This is a genomic window from Allobosea sp. 117 (genome assembly GCF_000702305.1).
Lineage (GTDB): Bacteria > Pseudomonadota > Alphaproteobacteria > Rhizobiales > Xanthobacteraceae > Ancylobacter.
Map to the genome: position 1 here is coordinate 294526 of NZ_JNLC01000010.1, position 20560 is coordinate 315085.

At 67.8% G+C, this 20560-nt stretch carries 11 protein-coding genes and 1 tRNA gene; 4 read left to right on the forward strand and 8 right to left on the reverse strand.

The features are described 5' to 3' along the window. Window positions 1-19: 19 nt before the first annotated feature. Genes U742_RS0103395 through U742_RS0103405 form a run of 3 tightly spaced genes read right to left on the reverse strand, consistent with a single transcriptional unit; the run spans window position 20 to window position 3614 of the window. A complete protein-coding gene (locus U742_RS0103395; RefSeq protein WP_029350058.1) occupies window positions 20-778 on the reverse strand; it encodes an SDR family oxidoreductase in 759 nt (252 codons plus the stop codon). Then, on the reverse strand, window positions 775-2109 hold the full coding sequence (locus U742_RS0103400; RefSeq protein ID WP_029350060.1) for an FAD-binding oxidoreductase: 1335 nt from the start codon (window positions 2107-2109) through the stop codon (window positions 775-777). The genes U742_RS0103395 and U742_RS0103400 overlap by 4 nt, the downstream gene beginning before the upstream one ends. Window positions 2110-2114: 5 nt before the next feature. After that, the gene (locus U742_RS0103405; protein WP_051660820.1) at window positions 2115-3614 is read right to left on the reverse strand and encodes a UbiA family prenyltransferase; all 1500 of its coding nucleotides are present in this window, start codon (window positions 3612-3614) and stop codon (window positions 2115-2117) included. 270 nt (window positions 3615-3884) lie between these two features. Between U742_RS0103405 and U742_RS0103410 the strand changes: the two genes are divergently transcribed. Next, a complete protein-coding gene (locus U742_RS0103410; RefSeq protein WP_029350064.1) occupies window positions 3885-5546 on the forward strand; it encodes a hypothetical protein in 1662 nt (553 codons plus the stop codon). A 59-nt stretch (window positions 5547-5605) separates the two neighbouring features. Here the strand turns inward: U742_RS0103410 and U742_RS0103415 are convergent, their stop codons facing one another. The 5 genes from U742_RS0103415 to U742_RS0103435 all read right to left on the reverse strand — a co-directional run bounded on the left by U742_RS0103415 (window position 5606) and on the right by U742_RS0103435 (window position 17187). After that, on the reverse strand, window positions 5606-6514 hold the full coding sequence (locus tag U742_RS0103415) for a transglutaminase family protein (protein WP_029350065.1): 909 nt from the start codon (window positions 6512-6514) through the stop codon (window positions 5606-5608). Beyond that, window positions 6511-9027 (reverse strand): circularly permuted type 2 ATP-grasp protein, encoded by a 2517-nt coding sequence (locus U742_RS0103420; RefSeq protein WP_029350066.1) that lies wholly within the window; start codon window positions 9025-9027, stop codon window positions 6511-6513. The genes U742_RS0103415 and U742_RS0103420 overlap by 4 nt, the downstream gene beginning before the upstream one ends. Window positions 9028-9164: 137 nt before the next feature. Further along, on the reverse strand, window positions 9165-12476 hold the full coding sequence (locus U742_RS0103425) for a transglutaminase family protein (RefSeq protein WP_029350069.1): 3312 nt from the start codon (window positions 12474-12476) through the stop codon (window positions 9165-9167). 265 nt (window positions 12477-12741) lie between these two features. Beyond that, the gene (locus U742_RS0103430; protein ID WP_029350071.1) at window positions 12742-15918 is read right to left on the reverse strand and encodes an efflux RND transporter permease subunit; all 3177 of its coding nucleotides are present in this window, start codon (window positions 15916-15918) and stop codon (window positions 12742-12744) included. A 78-nt stretch (window positions 15919-15996) separates the two neighbouring features. Then, window positions 15997-17187, reverse strand: a complete 1191-nt coding sequence (locus U742_RS0103435; RefSeq protein WP_029350073.1) for an efflux RND transporter periplasmic adaptor subunit — start codon at window positions 17185-17187, stop codon at window positions 15997-15999. A 543-nt stretch (window positions 17188-17730) separates the two neighbouring features. Between U742_RS0103435 and U742_RS0103440 the strand changes: the two genes are divergently transcribed. The 3 genes from U742_RS0103440 to U742_RS0103450 all read left to right on the forward strand — a co-directional run bounded on the left by U742_RS0103440 (window position 17731) and on the right by U742_RS0103450 (window position 20349). Beyond that, window positions 17731-17820: transfer RNA gene (locus U742_RS0103440), tRNA-Ser, on the forward strand. Window positions 17821-18028: 208 nt separating this feature from the next. Continuing rightward, window positions 18029-19144, forward strand: coding sequence for a tyrosine-type recombinase/integrase (locus tag U742_RS0103445; protein WP_348981007.1), 1116 nt, complete (start codon window positions 18029-18031; stop codon window positions 19142-19144). 287 nt (window positions 19145-19431) lie between these two features. Then, on the forward strand, window positions 19432-20349 hold the full coding sequence (locus U742_RS0103450; protein ID WP_038360594.1) for a LysR family transcriptional regulator: 918 nt from the start codon (window positions 19432-19434) through the stop codon (window positions 20347-20349). Window positions 20350-20560: the final 211 nt, after the last annotated feature.

Below are 20560 nucleotides of genomic sequence, written 5' to 3' on the forward strand. Positions count from 1 at the left end.
CGGGTTCGAAGCCTGATGGTCAGAGCTTGGTCTTGTGGAAGATCGCGGCCGGCACGTTGCGCACGATCAGCATGATGAGCCGCCAGAAGCCGGGCGCGTAGACCACCGGCCGGCCCTTCTGCGCCGCCCGCGCGATGATGGCGCCGACTGCCTCGGGCTTCGCCCAGAGCGCGCCCTTGTTGGGGATGGCCGCCGTCATCGGCGTGTCGACGAAGCCCGGCTTGATCAGCACCGCCCGCGCGCCGGTCGGAGCAAGACGATGCGCGATGCCCTCGACGAGGGCCGCGAGGCCCGCTTTCGTCGCACCATAGATGAAGTTCGACTGCCGCCCGCGGTCGCCCGCCACCGAGCCGATCACCAGCAGCGCGCCGGATTTCTGCGCCTCGAAGCGGTTGGCGGCGGCGATGCACCAGGCGCTAGCGCTGGTGAAGTTGGTCTCGATCAGCGCCCGGGCCGCAGTGGGGTCGGTCTCCAGGGTCTTCTGGTCGCCGAGCGCGCCATAGGCGAGCAGCACGATGTCGAGCCCGCCGAGCTTCGCCACCATGGCGTCGAGCTCGGCCGCTGCGTCCGCCTTCGCGAGGTCGAGGGCCACCACATCGGCCTCTTCCGCCCCGCGCACCTTGAGGTCGGCAGCGATTGCCTCGGCGCGTGCGCCGTCACGCGCCACCAGCACCAGCCGGCCGCCCTGCGCCGCCCAGATGCGGGCGGTGGCTTCCGCGATGCCGGAGGTGGCACCGAGGATGATGATGCGTGTTCCACTGCCCTTGTCGGCGCTCATGCCGCCATCCTTCGCCAGAAATCGGAGTTCATCTTCGGGTCCTTCGCCTGCGCGAATTCCTCCCAGCGCGGGAAGGAGAGACGGAACATCTCACGGCTCATCCGCCCGTCCTTGGCGGGATAGAGCGCGCCGCCCGCCTCGCGGGTGATGGCATCGAGCCGGCCCATCAGCGCCAGCGTCTCCTCGCCACGATTAGGAAAGTCGAGCGCCAGCGTCGCACCGGGGCGCGGGAAGGACATCAGGCCGGGCGAGGCGATGTCGCCGAAGGTCTTTAGCACGGTGAGAAACGAGGCCTGCCCCGACTGCGCGATGGCCGCCATCAGCGCGTCCATGGCAGGGCGCGCCGAGGCCCACGGCACCACGCACTGGAACTGCAGCATGCCGCGCTTGCCGTAGAGCCGGTTCCAGTTGTGGATGGCGTCGAGTGGATAGAAGAACACCGAATAATGCTGGCGCACCCGCCCCGCCTTCCAGCGATGGGCACGGAAATAGAATTCGTTGAAGGCGCTGACCGACAGCTTGTTCAGCGTGAAGCCGGGCAGGTCCACCGGCATGTTCTTCCAGGCCCGGTCGCCATGCGCCTTGTAGTCGCCTTCATAGGTCCAGTTGGCGCGCGAGAACACGCCGCGCCCACGACCTGCTGGCATGCAGTCCGCCCAGGCGACGGTGTGCTCGAAGCGCTCCGTGCTCTCCTCGGCGAGCGCCCAGAACTCGTCGAGCGAGCCATAAGGGATGATCTCGACATCGAGGAAGGCGCTGCCGATCTTGGCGAGCTTCAGCTCGACCCATTCGATCACGCCGGTGAGCCCGAGCCCGCCTATGGTGGCGGCGAACAGTCCGGCATTCTCCTCCGGGCTCAGCTCCAGCCGCTCGCCGTCCCCGCGCAGCAGGCCGAGCCGCGTCACGTGGCAGCCCATGCTGCCGGCGCGGTGGTGGTTCTTGCCGTGCACGTCGTTGGCGACCGCGCCGCCCAGCGTCACGAAGCGCGTGCCCGGCGTGGTCGGCAGGAACCAGCCCTTGGGCACGACGAGCTGCAACACTTGCGAAAGGCTCACTCCCGCCTCGGCGCGCAGCAGGCCGGTCCCGGCGTCGAAGGCGATGAAATGGTCGAGCCCGGTCATGTCGATGACCGCGCCCTCGCTGTTGAGCCCGCTGTCGCCATAGGAACGGCGCAGGCCGATGGCGAGCAGGCTGTCGGTCGCCGCCGGATCGTCCAGTAAAGCGGGCAGCTCGTCCGCGAAATGCGGGCGCGCGAGACGCTGCGGGCGGCGCACCACGCGCCCCCACGACAGGACGTCGCCGCGCTCGACGAAGCGGGAGGCCGCGTTCATCCCGCTCACACGATCGCCGCGAGGAACAGCGCGACCATGATGCCGCCATAGGCGATGCTCATGCGGTCGCGGATCGCGAAGGCGACCGGGTCGTCGTCGAGCTCGCCGCGATGGCACAACAGCCAGATGCGCGCGAGGAACAGGAAGATGACGACCGGGAAGCCCCACAGGAAGTCCGGGCGGGTGTAGAGCCCGGTCGGGAAGGCGTCCTCGATCAGATAGAGCACCATGATCAGCACCGTCGCCATCATGGTGCCGACCCCGAGCGCCAGCACCAGCGGCGCGTCGCCGGCCCGGTAGCCGCGCCCGAGCGTGCGCTCGCGCCCGTGCTCGATCATGCGGATGATCTCGGTCTGGCGCTTGGCCAGCGAGAGGGAGAGGAACACGAACATCGAGAAGATGATCAGCCACGGCGAGAAGATCGCGCCGGTGACCACCATGCCGAGCGCCAGCCTTATGCTGAACAGCGTGGCGAGGAACAGCACGTCGATGATCGGCTCGCGCTTGAAGCGGAACGAATAGGAGAGCGAGACGAGGAGATAGAGCGTCAGCGTCTCCAGCGCGCCCGGCCCGAGGATGACGGCAAGCGCCAGAGCCAGCAGCCCTGCTATGGCGACGAGGCCGATGCCGGAGGCGATGGAGAGCCGGCCGCTGGCGAGCGGGCGGTTCTTCTTCGACCAGTGCTGGCGGTCCTCCTGGATGTCCCAGAGATCGTTCAGCACATAGGTGGCCGAAGCCAGCAGCCCGATGGCGATGAAGCCGAGCAGCGCCGCGCCCCAGGCGGCCGGGTCGAAGAACTTGCCGCCCAGGATGACCGGGACGAAGACCAGCGCGTTCTTCGCCCATTGATGCAGGCGCAGGCTGCGCACGGCTTCGCGCAGACGGCTGCCGTCGCGGCGGAAGCTGGTCAGGATGTCGGTGGTGCCGCGCACCCGGTTCTCAAGGCGCGGCGAGCCGCCCACCACGATGGCGCCGAGCGCCCGGCTCCAGATGTGCAGGTCGGCCGGCGCGTCGCCGGCATAGATGAAGCCGTTGGGGAAGTGCTCGGTCAGCTTTTCCGCCTTGGCGGGACCCTTGAGGTTGGCCTGCCCGTCCGAGGCGAACACGTCGGTGATGAAGGGGAAGCGCGCCGCCACCTTCTCCGCCACCGCGCGGTCGGCGGCGGTGGCGAGGATCACCGGCCGGCCGCGCGCCGCCTCGCGCTCGGCGAACTCCACGAGATCCGGCACGACGGGAAAATGCGCGACGTCCTCCTCGGTGAGGGCGGCGGAGAGCTGCCGCTTCACCGTCGCCTTGCCGGCGACCAGCCAGCCGGGGATGCGCCAGGCATGCGCGCCCTTCCGGCGCAGGAAGCGCACCAAGGCCTCGTGCAGCGTATCGGTGGACAGCAGCGTGTGGTCGAGGTCGATGACGAGCGGCACCGACAGGTCGAACGCCAGCTCCGCCGCGCCCCCGACCGGGATGGGCGTGGCCTCGGCGGTATGGTCGATGGCGTTCGCCTGCATGCTTGATCCCGAGCCCTGCCTTGCGGGTTACTGATAGCCTTCGGCGGTGCAAAATTGAAGCGAACTCGTCCGCGAAGATGAATGAGGCCTTGTCGGAATCGTCGACGCGGCGGTGCTGTGCCATGCTGGCCGCCTGTTCGGAAGCTGCGGGGGCGGCGGGGGGAACAGGCCGGGGCGTGAGCCCCGCGCGACGGTGCGGGACGAGGTGCGGGCGTGCGGAATGTGGCGGGCTGGGTCGCCGGATGGGGCGATCCAAGGATCGAGGGAGCGTTGCGTCGCGCGCTGCCACTGGTCGCGCTGGCCTGCGCCCTGATCATCGCCGGGCTGATGTTCCGTGCGATGTTCGCGGTCTACATCCCGATGCCCTTCTGGGACCAATGGGACCATTTCGCCACGCGCGATCATTGGGCGAGGCTGTTCGAGCAGCACAACGAGCACCGCCTGGTGCTGTTCCGCCTCATCGCCATCGTCGACAATCTGCTCGCCAGCGGCACCTATGTGGTGCAGTTCGCCGCCACCGTTGGCCTCCAGCTCGCGCATGTGCTGTTGCTGGCCGTCCTGGCCGCGCGGGCCGGCCTGAGGGCGCCGGGCGATCGCCTGTGGGCGTTGGCCATCGCCTTCGGCTACCTGTTCTGGCGGGTGCAGGAGGAGAACTTCCTCTGGGGTTTCCAAAGCCAGTTCGTCGGCGTCTATATCTGCGCCTCGGCCGGCTTCGCCGCCCTCGCGCTGGTGCCGGGCTGGGCCGGGGTGGTGCTCGGCGCGCTCGGGGCCGCGCTCGCCGCCGGCTTCATGTCGAACGGCGTGATGGCGCCGGCGATGCTGGTGGTGCAGGCGGTCTGGCTACGCCGGCCGCCGGTGCAGGTGCTGGCGCTGGTGCTGGTCGCCGGGGCGCTGCCGGTGGCCTACTTCACCGGCTACTACATGCCCCGCCACCACGCCGACCCCATCCAGTCGCTGCAGCGGCCGCTGGAGCTGATCGGCTACGTCGCCGCCTATCTCGGGCATCCGGTGGCGGTCATGCTGCGCGGCGGCGAGACGCTGTCGGTGCTGATGGGCCTCGTCGGCCTGACCGCACTGACCGTTGTTTTCGTTGCACTGATCATTCGCCGGAATCTGGCGACCCCGGCGCGTCTCGCGCTGCTCCACATCGCCGGCTTCACCGTGGCGACGGCCCTGCTGACGGGGCTCGGCCGCCTGAATTTCGGGCTCGAGCAGGCGCTTTCCAGCCGCTACGCGACGCCCGCCATGGTGTTCTGGACGGCTCTCGACTTCCTCGTCTGGAGCCTGCTGGCCGGCGGGCGCTGGCGGCTGCTGGTCCCGCTTGCGGCGACCGGCGCCCTGATACTGATGGCGATCAACAGCCGCTCTGCCGTCGACGGCACCATCCGCTCCTGGCGCGAGCTGCGCGACGGCGCCGCCACCGCCATGCTTTCGGACGTGCGGGACGAGCCGGTGCTGGGCAAGGTCTATTTCAATCCCAAGCACTTGCCGGAAAAGATCGCAATGTTGAAGGCGGAGCGGCTCGCCGTCTTCGCCGAGCCCTGGGCGCACTGGCTCGGCAGAACGCTGGCGGAACACGTCAGCGTTCTGCCGGAAGGTACCTGCCGCGGCAATTTCGAGCGTGCCGACCCGGTCGTCGAGGAGGCCGGGGGAGAGGGCGCAGCCTACCGCGTCTCCGGCTGGGGCTGGGACGAGGCCGAGGCGCGCGCGCCGCGCTGGCTCGTGCTCACCGACACATCCGGCCGCATCGTCGGCTATGCCTATACCGACCTCGCCCGCCCCGACGTGCGCAAAGCGATTCCCACGATCACCGACCCCGATACCGGCTGGCGCGGCCACATGCGCCTCACCGCGCCGGGCGCCGCGACCGCCTACGCCATTGACCCGGAAGCGGGAACCGCCTGCCGCGTCGGCACGCGCAAGGTCCCGTAGAGCGTGTTCGAGCGAAGCCGGAGCCCGCTCGGGTGAAAAACAAGAGGTAAAATAGTAATCTAGCCGTTGGTTTTCGAACGGGTTGTCTTCGGCGCCAGCGGCACCACGTCGACCTCGACCGACAGCTTCTGCCGTCCCGAGCCGAGCAGTACCCCGCCCACCGGCGCGACATCGGAATAATCCCGGCCGATGGCGAGCACGACATGGTCGGTCGAGACGCGCAGCGCGTTGGTCGGGTCGAGGCCCTGCCAGCCAAGCTCCGGCCCGCACCAGACGGTGACCCAGGCATGGGTGGCGTCGGCGCCCTGCAGCCGCTCCTGCCCCGGCGGCGGCTCGGTACGCAGGAAGCCGCTCACATAGCTCGCCGGCAGGCCGAGCCCGCGCAGCCCGGCGATCATCACATGCGCGAAATCCTGGCAGACGCCGCGCTTGATCGCGAAGGATTCGGCCGGCGGCGTCGAGACGTCGGTCGCCTTGGGATCATAGGTGAACTCGCCATGCAGCCGCATCATCAGGTCGAGCGCACCGGCGAGCATCGGCCGCCCGGCCGGGAAGCTTGCGGCGGCCCACGCGGTGATGGCCGGGCTCTGCGCCGCCGCCGGGCTCGGGAACAGATGATGCGCCGGAGAGCCGGCGGAAAGGTCGCAGCAGGCGGCGGCCATCTCGCGGATCGCTTCCCAGCTCGGGCCGGCCTCGGGATCGGCGTGATCGGCCGCCTCCACCTCGACACGCGCATTGGTCCGCACGACGAAGCGCGTATGGGCGCGCTCGATGCGGACATGGGCGACGCGATTGCCGAAGAAGTCGGTCGTCTCGACCCATTCGACCGGATCGGGATCGATGCTGAAATGGCTGGCGATGACGCGCTGGCGCGGCCGGTCGACCGGCACCATCCGCAATACGTGCCGGGCCACCGGCACCGGATACGCATAGGTATAGGCGGTCTTCTGGTGGATCTCGTAGATCACGCGAGCTGTTCCCACGGCGTCTCCGCCGGCGAGCGGTGGATGAAGTAACGCTCGGCCACCTCGTTCGACAGCTCCATGAGCTGGTTCTCGATGATGAGCAGGCGCTCCTCGTCGAACTCGTCCGCCTCGAAGGACTTCATCGCCGCGGCGAGCCGCGCTGCGAGCCGCTCCTCCTGGAGCGGCGGCTCGTCGTCGTGATGGCCCGGCAGATCGTCGAGATGCTCGGCAATGCGGTCGATCTGGAAGGCGAGCGAGCGCGGATTGGCCGGGTCGAGCAAGATGAGGTCGAGCACCGGCGCCCGCGCCTCCACCATGACGTAGCGCGAGCGGTAGCTGATCTGGCTGTCGCACAACTCCAGCAGCACGTCGAGCGCGCCGGCCGTCACCTCGCCGCCGCTGACCAGCGCGCGGGCGAAGCGGCAGATCGCGATGCTGCGCTCGATGCGGCGGCCGAGATCGAGGAAGGCCCAACCGGCCAGCCGGTTCATGTTCTCCGAGGCGAGGCCGGAAAAGGCCGCGAGCCCGCGCAGTGCCCGGTCGGCGCGTTCATAGGCGTCCGGTTCCGCGCTGCCGGACGACACCGGCTCGGCGGCCAGCGTCGAAAGGTCCGCCAGCGTCCGCCACGCATCCGGCGAGAGCCGGTCGCGGATCACCGACGCGGTCGCGCGGGCGGATTCGACGAGGCTCGGCAGGCCGCCCGGCAGATCGGGCCGGGTGAGGGCGGCCAGCACGTGGCGCGCCGGCCGCGCGCGGGCGAGCTCGCCCGGCACCGCGCCCCAGGCGTCGAGCAACCGCAGCATCTTGCCGACCGCCGAGCCGCCGCCTTCCGCCGAGGCGGAAAGCCGTCCGACCAGCGTGCGCACCAGTCTGAGCATCGCCTCGGCGCGTTCGACATAGCGCCCGAGCCAGAAGAAATTGTCGGCCGCGCGGCTCGGCAGCGGCCCGGTCTGGCGGCGTATCTCGACATCGCCCGGCGCCGGCAGCAGGGTGATGTGGTCGACCGGCCCCTCGTCCAGAACCCAGACATCGGCCGAACGCCCGCCACTCTGCATGGTGACCGCGCGGGCGTCGAGCCGGTCGGACACCCGGCAGAAGCCGCCCGGCATGACCTTCCAGCCATCCTCGGTGGCGGCGAGGAAGATGCGCAGGATAAAGGGGCGCGGCTCCAGCTTGCCACTGCGCCACACCGGCATTGTGGAGAGATGCACCGTCTCCTGCGCGACGATGTCGACGCCGCGGGTGTTGATGGCGCTGATCAGCCGTTCGCGCTGCGGCGCTTCGAGATCGGCGCCGATGACCGGGCCGTTCTCCATCAGCCCCGGCAGAGGGCGCTGGAAGGCGGGAGCGAACACATAGTCGTCGAAGCCGGCCAGCACTTCCTCGCGCTCGGCCGGCTGGCCGCACCACCAGGTGGCGATGTTCGGCAGCATCGGCGTCTCGCCGATCATCTGCGCGCCGATCTTCGGCAGGAAGCTCATCAGGGCGGGAGCCTCCACGAGGCCCGAGCCGAGCGCATTGGCGATCGCGACGCCGCCGGCCCGCACCGCCTGGACGAGGCCGGGCACGCCGAGCCGCGAGCCGGAATTGAGCTCCAGCGGATCGGCGAAATCGGCGTCGAGGCGCCGCAGCAGCACGTCGGCCCGCTTCAGCCCGGCGACGGTGCGCACATAGACGGCGTTGTCGCGCACGGTGAGGTCCTCGCCCTCGACCAGCAGGAAGCCGAGATAGCGGGCGAGATAGGCGTGCTCGAAATAGGTCTCGTTGAGGGGGCCGGGGGTCAGCAGGCCGACGCGCCCCTCGCCGGAACGGTCGAGCCTGGTAAGGCTGGCACGTAGCGCCTGGAAGAAACCGGCGAGCCGCACGACGTTCAGCGAGCGGGCGAGGTCCGGCAGCGCCCTCGCGATGGCGATGCGATTCTCCAGCGCATAGCCGGCGCCGGAGGGCGACTGGGTGCGATCGGTGAGCACCCACCAGCGACCGTCCGGGCCGCGCCCGAGATCGGCGGCGTAGACCTTCAGGAAGCTGCCGCCATGCGGGTCGACGCCGACCAGCGGGCGCAGGAATTCCGGGCTGCCGGCCACCGCGGCGGCGGGCAGGGCGCCGGAGCGCACCAGCTCCGCCGTGCCGTAGAGGTCGGCGAGCACACCTTCCATGATCTGCGCGCGCTGGATGAGCCCGCGCGCCAGCCCGCGCCATTCCTGCGCGCTGATGACGAGCGGCAGATGCGATAGCGGCCAGGGCCGCTCGCCGCCCTTGGGGTCGTCATAGACGCGGTAGAACACGCCGGAGCGGTGCAGATAGCGGTCGGCCGCCTTGAAGCGCTTGCCGACCTCCTCGGCGCCCATCTCGGCGAGCGCAGCCAGCATCGGCGTCCAGTGCGGGCGCGGCTGGCCGTCCGCGTCCATCATCTCGTCGTGGACGCCGGGCAGCGGGCGATAGCCGGCCAGCAGCGCTTCGACGGCTTCCGCCTCGAAACGCTGGGACAAGGCCTGCGGCTCTCTCCCTCTCGCCATGCTGCTCCCGGCACGCCCGGCTGGACGCTTCACTCCTGGTTCGAATGATCAGGGTAACTGCCGCATCGGCCGGCGCGAAGCGTCGACCGGGCAGCCGCCCACCGAAAATCGCCGAATGTCGCGGCGCGGGGGATATATCAAATGCCCGGCGGGCGTCTCAGGTCGAGCGTGGTGGGGAATTCCGCCGTCGGCTCCTCGGGCGGAACGAACAGATAGCCCGGCGTATGTCCGTGCGCCTGGAAGCGTGCCAGCCGGCGGGCCTGCGCCTCGTAGGAATTGACCGGGAAGGTCTCGTAGTTCCGCCCGCCCGGATGGGCGACGTGGTAGACGCAGCCGCCCAGCGAGCGGTTCGACCACAGGTCCACCACGTCGAAGGTCAGCGGCGCGTGCACGGGAATGGTCGGGTGCAGGCCGGAAGCGGGCTGCCACGCCTTGTAGCGCACGCCGGCGACATATTCGCCGAAGCGGCCGGTGGGCACCAGCGGCAGCCGCCGCCCGTTGCAGGCGACGACATGGCGGGTCGGGTTCAGGCCCTCGGCCCGGATCTGCAGCCGCTCGACCGACGAATCGACGAAGCGCACCGTGCCGCCGGCCGCGCCTTCCTCGCCGAGCACGTGCCACGGTTCCAGCGCCTGCCGGATCTCCAGCGTGACGCCGGCATGCTCCACCTGCCCGTAATAGGGGAAGCGGAACTCGCGCTGCGCCTCGAACCACATCGGATCGATGCGATAGCCGGCCCGCCCGAGGTCGTGCAGCACGTCCATGAAGTCGGCCCAGACGAAATGCGGCAGCATGAAGCGGTCGGCCAGCGCCGTGCCCCAGCGGGTGAGCCGGCCTTCCTGCGGCTCGCGCCAGAACCAGGCGATGAGCGCACGCAGCAGCAATTGCTGGGCGAGGCTCATGCGCCAGTCCGGCGGCATCTCGAAGGAACGGAACTCGACGAGCCCCAGCCGCCCCGTTGGGCCGTCCGGCGAGAACAGCTTGTCGATGCAGATCTCGGAGCGGTGCGTGTTGCCGGTGACGTCGGTGAGCAGGTTGCGGAACAGCCGGTCGACCAGCCAGGGCGGCGGCGCCATGCCCTTGCCGGGCGAGGGCACGTTGGCCATGGCGATCTCGAGCTCGTAGAGCCCGTCATGGCGCGCCTCGTCGACGCGCGGCGCCTGGCTGGTCGGGCCGATGAACAGGCCCGAGAACAGGTAGGACAGCGAGGGATGGCGCTGCCAGTAGAGGATCAGGCTCTTCAGCAGGTCAGGGCGGCGCAGGAAGGGGCTATCCGGCGGCGTGGCGCCGCCGACCACCACATGGTTGCCGCCGCCCGTGCCGGTGTGGCGGCCGTCGACCATGAACTTCTCGGTGCCCAGCCGGGAAAGCCGCGCCTCCTCGTAGAGGTCGCGGGTGATCTCGACGCAGGTCTTCCAGTTCGAGGCCGGATGGACGTTGACCTCGATGACGCCGGGGTCCGGGGCGACGCGGATGACGTTCAGCCGCGGATCGACCGGCGGCGTGTAGCCCTCGATATGCACCGGCAGTTTGAGCTCGGCCGCCGTCACTTCGATAGCGGCCAAGAGCTCCAAATAATCCTCAAGCCGCTCGGTCGGCGGCATGAACACGCAGAGCCGCCCGTCGCGCGGCTCGATGGACAGCGCCGTGCGAACCGCGCCGGTGCCGGTGAGCACCTGGTCGACCTGTTCCTGCGCATTGTCGTCGGTCGCGGTGCGGCGATAGAGCTGGTGCAGTGTCTCGACATCCGGCAGTTCGCCGCTGATCGTCATCGGATCGGCCGGATTGACGTAAGGATAGGCCGAGGGCGGCACCCACGGCAGCGTCGCCAGCGGCAGGCGGTAGCCGACCGGGCTGTCGCCCGGTACCAGGAACAGCTTGCCGCGCCGGAACCACCACTTCTCGCTGACCCAGCCGCGCTTGGCGCGCGCCTGCCAGCGCTGCACCGGCAGCACGAAGCCACTCGGCTTGCCGAGCCCCCGCTCGAACACGCGGGCGATGCGCGCGCGTGCTTCCGGGTCCTCGAGCTTGGAATCGAGCGGATCGACGTTCTCGGGGAGGTCGGCCTCCTTGAGGATCCAGTGCGCCGGGTCCTCGAAGGCGGCCTGGACGAACTCCTCGCCGACCCCCAGCCGTTCAGCGAGGTTGTCGGCGAAGCTCTCGGCCTGCTCGACGGTCGCGCCGCCGAAGTTCTCGCGCGCGACCAGCTCCGGATCGCGCCAGATCGGCTTGCCGTCCTTGCGCCAATAAAGCGAGAAGGTCCAGCGCGGCAGGCTCTCGCCGGGATACCATTTGCCCTGCCCGTAATGCAGCATGCCACCCGGCGCGAAGCGCCGCCGCAGCCGGCGGATCAGGTCGTCCGCCCGCATCCGCTTGGTGGGGCCGACCGCCGAGGTGTTCCATTCGGCGCTCTGGTAGTCGTCGATGGAGATGAAGGTCGGCTCGCCGCCCATGGTGAGGCGCACGTCCTGCGCCGCGAGGTCGGCATCCACCCGGTCGCCGAGCGCGTCGAGCGCCGCCCAGGCCTCGTCGGAGAAGGGCAGGGTCACGCGCGGCTTCTCGGCGACGCGGGTGACCTCCATCACGAAGTCGAACGAGGTCTTCGTGCCCTCGTCGGCGGTGAAGCCGCCGGTGATGGCGGCGGCCGAGGCGTAGTTCGGCGTCGCGCAGAGCGGCAGGTGACTCTCACCGCACAGCAGGCCGGAGGTCGGGTCGAGGCCGATCCATCCGGCGCCGGGCAGATAGACCTCGCACCAGGCATGCAGGTCGGTGAAGTCCACGTCGGTGCCGGTCGGGCCGTCGAGCGCCTTCACATCGGGCTTGAGCTGGATGAGATAGCCCGAGACGAAGCGGGCGGCGAGGCCGAGCCGGCGCAGCACCTGCACCAGCAGCCAGCCGGAATCCCGGCACGAGCCGGCGGCGAGCGAGAGCGTCTGGTCCGGCGTCTGGACGCCGGGCTCCATGCGGATCAGATAGTTGACCTCGCGCTGGACGCGCTGGTTGAGCTCCACCAGGTAATCGACGGTCTGGACCGACCCCTTCGGCCGCGCGGATTCGACGAAGGCCTCCAGCAGAGGGCCGCCATCCTCGAGCTCGAGATAGGGGACGAGCTCCTTCGCGAGTTCGGGCGTGTAGCTGAACGGCAGTTGCTCGGCATATTCCTCGATGAAGAAGTCGAACGGGTTGTAGACCGTCATGTCCGCGATGAGGTCGACCTCCACGCGGAACTCCGTCGTCTTCTCCGGGAAGACGTAGCGCGCCATCCAGTTGCCGAACGGGTCCTGCTGCCAGTTCACGAAGTGGTTCGAGGGCGTGACCTTGAGCGAATAGCTCTTCACCGGCGTGCGGCAGTGCGGTGCCGGGCGCAGCCGGATGATCTGCGGGCCAAGGCTGACCGGCCGATCGTAGCGATAGGAGGTCACATGATGGAGGCTGGCAAAAATGGTCATCGGCACCAACTGAACTTCGGGACTGCGCACGCGAAGGCGGATTTATGCGGTCGCCGCGCATAGAGAGGAAGCCCTGGCGCGGCCCGCAGATCGAACGCACGAATCGTGCCGCCCGCCGCACCGCCCCGGCCCCGGTAGGGTGGGGATGGTCCGGCGTCCCGCATCGTCGTGCCGGCCCCATCGCGCTCAGGCATGTGACGCCCGCAAAAGCAGCGGCTTGTGCCGCTTTTGCGGGCGCTCGCCACGGCGGGGCGCCGTCCGGCCGCTAGGTCGGCCGGGCCTCGCCGCCCGCCTCGGGCGCCGTGCCGGACTTTGCCTGTTTCCTGTTCGCGCGCCATTCCTCGAAACGCTGCAGCACCGTGTAGAAGGATGGCACGAACAGCACCGCGAGGCAGGTCGAGGCCAGCATGCCCGAGAACACCGCGATGCCGATCGACTTGCGCGAATTGGCGCCGGCGCCGGTCGCCAGCACCAGCGGCAGCACGCCGAGGATGAAGGCGAAGGAGGTCATCAGGATCGGACGGAAGCGCAGCCGCGCCGCCTCCACCGCCGCTTCCATGATCTCCATGCCTTCCGCCCTCTTCTCGCGGGCGAACTCGACGATCAGGATGGCGTTCTTCGCCGACAGCGCGATCAGCAGGATCAGGCCGATCTGGGTATAGAGGTTGTTGGCGACGCCGAGGCCGGTCAGCGCCGCCACTGTGCCGAGCAGGGCGAGCGGCACCGCGAGCAGCACCGAGAGCGGCTGGATCCAGCTCTCATACTGGCCGGCGAGCACGAAATAGACCAGCAGGATGGCGAGGCCGAACACGTAGTAGATCTCGTTGCCGACCACCTTCTCCTGATAGGACATCGCCGACCACTCGAAGCCGGCGCCGGGCGGCAGCACGCTGTTCGCCGTCTGCTCCATGATGTCCAGCGCCTGTCCCGAGCTGAAGCCGGTAGCGGCGCCGCCGACGATGGTCGCCGCCGGGTAGAGATTGTAGAGGGTGATCAGCGAGGGGCCGAGCACCGGCTTGATGTCGGCGAGCGTGCCGATCGGCACCATGTCGCCTTTCGGCGTGCGGATCTTCAGGTTGAGGATCTCCGCCGGCGTCGTGCGGAAGCCGGGCTCGGCCTGCACATAGGCCTGGAAGGTCTGGCCGAACTTGTTGAACTGGGTGACGTAGGTGGAGCCGACATAGCCCTGGATGGCGCCGAACACCTGGCCGACCGTGACGCCCAGCGTCTCGGCCTTGATGCGGTCGACGCTGACGAACAGTTGGGGCACGTTGGCGCGGAACGAGGTGGACAGGTGCTGCAGCGCCGACTGCGTGCCGGCATTCTGCACGATGGCCTGCGTCATGCTCTGCAGCGCCGGGAAGTCGAAGCTGCCATCCTTCGATTCCACCATCATGGTGAAGCCGCTGGCATTGCCGATGCCCTGGATCGGCGGCGGCACCAGCACGAAGGTCGCGGCATCCTGCACCTGCGCGAGTTGCCTGTTGAGCGAGGTGTAGATCTCCAGGAGGCCCTCGCCGGCCTTGTCGCGCACATCCCAATCCTTGAGCATCACATAGGCGACCCCGGCATTGGCGAGCGAGGCGCTGTTGTCGAGCACCGAGATGCCGGTGATCGAAATGACGTTCTCGACCCCCGGCAGCTTCGAGGCTATGTCGCTGATCTGCTGCATCACCCGTTCGGTGCGCTCGAGCGAGGCGGCATCGGGGAGCTGGGCGCCGACCAGCACATAGCCCTGATCCTCGGTCGGCAGGAAGCCGGTCGGTACGCGGGTGATCCCCCAGATGGCGACGCCGATGAGCACCAGCGCCACCGTGACGGTGAGATAGCTGACATGCACCATTCGCCGGATGAGACCGGCATACCAGTGCTCCGCCCGGTCATAGACCCAGTTGAAGCCGCGATAGAACGCGTTGCGCTTCTCCGGCGGCACCGGCGGACGCAGCCAGAGCGCGCATTGCGTCGGCTTCAGCGTCATCGCGTTGATCGCCGAGATGAAGGCGGTGGCGGCGATCACGAGGGCGAATTGCTGGTAGAGCTGCCCGGTCAGGCCGGGCATGAAGGCGGCCGGGATGAACACCGACATCAGCACCAGCGTGATGCCGATGATCGGCCCGAACAGTTCGTCCATCGCCTTCTCGGCGGCGAGCCGGCCGGGCAGGCCCTTCTCGATGTGGCGCGCCACCCCCTCGACGATGACGATGGCGTCGTCGACCACGATGCCGATGGCGAGCACGATAGCGAACAGCGTCGAGAGGTTGACGGTGAAACCCATCGCCGCCATGGCGGCGAAGCTGCCGATGATGGTGACCGGAACGGTGGTCGCCGGCACTAGCGTCGCCCGCCAGTCCTGCAGGAACACCAGGATGACGATGAGCACCAGCAGGCCCGCCTCGAACAGCGTCCGGTAGACCTCGTTCACCGAGGCGGTGACGAATTTGGTGGTGTCGAACGGCACCGCATAGGCGAGCCCAGGCGGGAAGTTCTTGGCGAGCTCGGTCATCTTGGCGCGCACCTCCCCGGCGACCTGCAGCGAGTTCGCCTCGGGGAGCTGGTAGATGCCGAGCGCGGCCGCCGGCTTGCCGTTGAAGGTGAAGATCTGGCTGTAGGTCTGCGAGCCGAGCTCGACGCGGGCGACGTCGCGCAGGCGGGTGATGCGCCCGCCATTCTCGTTGTCGACCTTGACGATGATGTTCTCGTAGTCGGCCACGTCGTTCAGCCGGCCGGCTATGTTCAGCGTGTACTGGAAGTTCTGGCCCTTCGGCACCGGCGGCATGCCCACCACGCCGGAGGCGACCTCCTGGCTCTGCTGCTGGATGGCGGAGATCACCTGATCCGGCGTCAGCTTGCGCGCCTGGAGCTGGTCGGCATCCATCCACACGCGCATCGCATACTGGCCGGCGCCGAACACGCTGACGCTGCCAACGCCCGGCAGGCGGGCAAGTTCGTCCTGCAGGTTGATGATGCCGTAATTGGACAGGAACAGGCTGTCATAGCGCCCGTCGGGCGAGTAGAGCGCGACGAACTGCAGGATGGCCGTCGACTTCTTCTGCGTGGTGACACCCTGCACCTGCACGGCCTGCGGCAGCGACGACATGGCGATGGCCACGCGGTTCTGCACCAGCACCTGCGCGAAGTCGGGGTCGGTGCCGATGGCGAAGGTGATGGTCAGCGTATAGGTGCCGTCGCTGGCGCTGCTCGACTGCATGTAGAGCATGCCCTCGACGCCGTTCACCTGCTGCTCGATCGGCAGCGCAACGGTGTTGATGAGCGTCTGCGCGCTGGCGCCCGGATAGCGGGTCGTCACCTGCACGGTCGGCGGCACGACATTCGGATATTGCGCGACCGGCAGCTTCAGAAGCGCAACCAGGCCGATCAGCACGAAGACCAGCGCGAGCACATTCGACAGCACGGGCCGTTCGATGAAGAAGCGGGAGATCATGCGTCGGCCCTCGGGTTCGAACTGGTCTTCGTTCGGATGCCCGGTGGCCGTTCGGCCGCCGGATCGGCACGGCTCTGGTCAGGGCTTGGCGGGTGTCGCGGCGCCCGCAGGAGCCGCAGGGCTTGCGCCGGTCGCAGGCGTTGCTGCGGGAGAGGCCGTCGCGGCGGGGGTGGCAGGCGCCTGTTCGGGCTCGACCTTGGCGCCGGGAATCGCGCGCTGGATGCCGCCGACCACGACCTTGTCGGTGATGGAGAGTCCGGACTCGATGACCCGGTATTGGCCGACGAGCTGGCCGGTCTTCACCACCTGCTGGGTCACGGTGTTGTCGGCGCCGACGGTCAGCACATAGCTGCCCTGCTGGCTGGTGCCGATGGCGGTGTCGTCGACCAGCAGCGCGTCGGGGATCTTCTGCACCGGCACGCGCACCCGCACGAACAGGCCCGGCAGCAAAGCGAGGTCCTTGTTCTCGAAGAGGGCGCGCACCTGCAGGGTGCCGGTCGAGGCGTCGACCTGCGGGGCGACGTAATCGAGGCGGCCCTTGTGCGGGTAGCCGTCCTCGGTCTGCAGCCCGATGTCGACCTCGATCTCCTGGATGTTGATCAGCGTCTTGCCGCGGCGGGCGAGCGCCTCCTTGATGCGCAGCACCTGCGTCTCGTTGATGTTGAAGTAGACGTAGATGGGGTCCATCTGCACGATGGTGGCGAGCGTCGTCGGCGCGGCGTGTCCGACGAGCTGTCCCACATCGGCGAGGTGCCGCGTCACGATGCCGTCGAACGGCGCGGTGACCTCGGTGTAGCCGAGGTTGATCTCGGCGATCTCGACATTGGCCTTGGCGGATTCCACGCCGGCCTCCGCCTGGTCCATGTTCGCCTTGGCCTTGTCGACCACCGCCTGGGAAGAGAAGTCCTGCTGCCCGAGAGTCGCCTGGCGGCCATATTCCGTCTTGGCGTTGAGATAGGCCGCCGCGGCGGAGGCCTGCGCGGCCTTCGCGCCGTCGAGATTGGCCTGATAGGTGTTCTGCTGGATCAGGAACAGACGGTCGCCCTTCTTCACGACCGAGCCGTCCTTGTAGTCGATCGAGGTCAGGAACCCCTCGACGCGAGCGACGAGATCGACCGTGTTGATCGCATCGGTGTTGCCGGTGAAGTCGAGATAGCGCGTCACCTCCTGCTTGAGGGGCGCTGCGACGGTCACCTTGGGCGGAGGCGGAGCGACATATTCGTTCTTTTCCGAGCAGCCGGCGAGAAGAAACGCCAGCCCGCATGCCATCGGGAAGCCGTTCCGTCCGAGCCGGACCGGCAGACATGCGCCTTTCGCCATTGCAACCCCCATGCGTCGGCGTGACCCGCCGCATGGGAATATCGCATGGGGTGGAGGCTGTCCAGCCGAGCGGGTGCTGAATATTCACGCAAGTGGCTGAAAACAAGGATATTTTCGAAGAGGTGGACGACATGCCGCGGACGCGGGCCGGCGCGCCGTTGCGCTGGTGACGGCAGGAAAGAGGGAGATGCAATCCTGTTCGCGCACGCAGATTCCATCGCCGTGGCGGGGGGCGATGGGCAAGCGCCGGCGCCTGTGGGCGCTGACATAGGCGCGCCATCGGATTCGAGGTTGCGCGCTAGGCTTCCGAAGCCCCCGTATTCCAGGGCCGGCGAGTGGGGGACGTGCGGGCTGTGAAGCGGGAGTCACGTATGCCCGCATCCTCGCTTGCCTGCGCGCCCGGCTTCGCTATATTCCGCGCCTCTCCGAAGGACGTGTCGCCGTTTCGTGCCGCGCCGCGTTCGTCGGAGGCGCGGGCTTGAAGTCCGTCGCGGAGGGGTGGCCGAGTGGTTGAAGGCGCACGCCTGGAAAGTGTGTATACGGGAAACCGTATCGCGGGTTCGAATCCCGCTCCCTCCGCCAAGCTCATATCCACTGCAATTGCTGACGACGATTCGAGCTCAGCAATCGCTTGATTTTACGCCCCGATACGTCGACCGATGACCGTTGACGACTGCCCGCAGCGACCGCATGGTGTTGGGGTGATAGGGTGTTGGGGCGGCCTGCGAAGTCAACAAGCTGACAGCACGCAGCGTCACAGCGATCAAGACGCCGGGCCGGCATTCGGACGGTGGCGGTCTCTACCTCATCGTTGACAAGGGGGGCCGCGAAGCGCTGGGCGTTTATCTTCCGATGGCAGGGCAAGCTTAAGGAAATGGGCCTCGGGGGTGTGTCGGCCGTCACATTGGCCGACGCTCGCGAGCTGGCCGCCGACGCGCGCAAGGTGGTCGCGGCCGGCAGGAACCCTATCGAGGAAAGGAAGGCGGCATCAGCCGCGAAGGCCCAGACGCTGACGTTCGGTGTGTTCTCCTCAAGCCTGATCGACGATATCGAGGGCGGCTTTCGGAACGCCAAGCATCGCCAGCAGTGGCGCAACACGCTCACGACCTATGCGGCCAAGCTGACCTCGTTGCCTGTCGGCAGCGTAACGACGGCTCATGTGCTGGAGGCACTGCAGCCGATCTGGCTGACCAAGCCCGAGACGGCGAGCCGGGTGCGCGGGCGGATCGAGCGCGTTCTGGACGCGGCGAAGGCGAAGGGCTTGCGGTCAGGTGAGAACCCGGCCCGGTGGCGCGGCCATCTCGACAAGCTGCTACCTCGCCAGCAGAGGAAAGCCCAAGAGCACCATGCGGTGCTGCCCTATGATCAGGTGCCGGCTTTCGTCGCCGAGCTGCGCGCCCGTGAGGCGGTGTCGGCGCTCATGCTGGAATTCGTGATCCTGACAGCATCGCGGACGGGTGAAGTCATTGGCGCCCGATGGCCCGAGGTTGATGCCAAGGCCAAGGTTTGGATTGTGCCGGCGGACAGGATGAAGGCGGGGAAGGAGCATCGCGTACCGCTTGGGCCTCGCGCGCTCGAAATTCTCGAGATTGTCGAGGTGTTGCGTACCAAGGGCGACTACATTTTTCCGGCCGCTCGCAAGGGGCACCCCATGTCGAACATGGCGATGCTGAAGCTGATGCAGAGCAGGATGGAGCGGCCGGACGTGACGGTGCACGGATTCCGCTCATCGTGCCGCGATTGGGCCGGCGAATGCACCACGTTCCCGCGCGAGGTCGCCGAGGCCGCGCTGGCGCACACGGTCAGGAATGCGGTCGAACAGGCCTATCGCCGTGGTGACGCGCTGGAGAAGCGGCGCCAGCTCTTGCTCGCGTGGGAGAGCTTCATAGAACTGGGTTCAGCTTAGGTGGACCAAGAGAATTTTCTGCCAACCTCTGCAAGAAGGTTCGAATTCTCCAGAATTTCAATCGGCCTTTTCGGTGTCCAGCGGAGTTGCAGCCAACAAACACCGGTGTGATGGCCTGTCGAATTCGCTGTCTAAGGCGTCGATTCGCCAGCGAACGTTTTGATCATTGGCAAACTTGGGGCCTCGCTGCATTCATCCGCAAACGCTCGGCAGTTTTGGCCGGGCGCTTCGGCAGAATTCGGCTTAGTCTCTCACGTGGCATGGTCTGGGCTGCGGAGATGTTTGCCATGAACATACGCCAGCTACGGTACTTTATCGGCGTGCTAGAAGCCGGGAACATGACGCGCGCGGCATCCCGACTCCACGTCGCACAGACTGCGCTCGGAATGCAAATTCGACTTCTTGAGGAGGACGTCGGTGTAGATTTGCTGGTCCGGCACTCGCGCGGTGTTTCGCCGACTCCGGCCGGCACGCTGCTCCATGCACGGGCGCTCGAGATTCTGAGCCTCGTGGAGCACACCAGGCGGGAGGTTGCCGAGGCCGGCGGCGAGCAGACCGAACCGATCAGGTTTGGCACCACGCCAGCTTTGATGCCTATCGTCGGGCCGGAAATCGCCCTCGTCGTGCGTAAGGACCTTCCGAAGGTGTCCCTCAGTATGGTCGAGGCAATGAGCCACATACTGTTCGCCCAGCTTGTTGGTGGCGAGATCGACTTCATGCTCGGATACGACGTGCCGGAGCAGGCTGGCGTCTCCCGCACCGCGTTGCTGCAAGACGAACTCGTGTTGGTGACGCCCCCTGGCGCAACTCGCGGCGAACCGATCACCTTCGCGAGTGCGCTCAAAGAGGTGTTGGCCATGCCCGAGCCTGGCGACACCGTGCGCGCGGTGGTTGTGAGACAGGCTGAGGATCTGGGCATTGAACTGAAGGTTACCTACGAGGTCCGTTCTGTCTCGGCCATGAAGAACCTCGTTGGTCGGGGCGTAGCGTGCAGTGTGCTACCCTATTTCGCGGTGGCGGATGAAGTGCGCGACGGGCGCCTTAATGCTCGACCGATCATGCAGCCGGCCATCCGCCGTACGTTGTTTCTGGCCTATTCGAGCCACCGGCTACGCTTTCGAAACGAAGCGGGTCTGACGGTGGCCGTCCGGGCCTCCATTAAGGGCCTACTCGATGTGCTTGGCCCGCTCGGTCATCCGGTCTAGACGCCTCAAGCGGAGAAACCGCGACCAGCGCGCGCGAAATTGGAGTGGACCGTACAGCCGGGGCCAGTTGAACTCAGCCCAGCGATACTGTGGATCGCCGGAGTAGCCGAATAGTCCGAGGCGAATAATGGCACACGTCCGAAGCGATCCGATTTGGCGAATTCGGCAGGCTGGGATCGCGCTTGCCCTGACCATGGCCGCCGGAATGGCT